This window comes from Nocardioides oceani (genome assembly GCF_030412965.1).
Taxonomy (GTDB): domain Bacteria; phylum Actinomycetota; class Actinomycetes; order Propionibacteriales; family Nocardioidaceae; genus Nocardioides; species Nocardioides oceani.
The window spans coordinates 1-211 of record NZ_JAUHJQ010000314.1; the positions used below are offsets into that span (position 1 = coordinate 1).

Consider the following 211-nt stretch of genomic DNA (forward strand, 5'->3'; position numbering starts at 1 on the left):
GACCCGCTGGTTCGGGGGCAAGGGACGTCCCTTCGAGGTGACCGCCGTGCACCGCATCGGGCAGGTGCCCGGCTGCGTCGACGCCGGGCCCGCCGTCGTCGACCACCACGTCGAGCTCACCTACGGCGACAGCGAGGGCGGCACCGAGACCTACCAGGTGCCGCTGGCGCTGTACGCCGAGGCCGAGACGCGCCTGGACCACGCCTTCATC

The 211-nt window shown here is 73.0% G+C and carries 1 protein-coding gene; it reads left to right on the forward strand.

Annotation, left to right across the window (positions count from 1 at the left end):
• Positions 1 to 211 (forward strand): maltokinase N-terminal cap-like domain-containing protein (locus QWY28_RS24200; protein ID WP_439117285.1); only part of this gene is annotated, 211 nt, incomplete at both ends.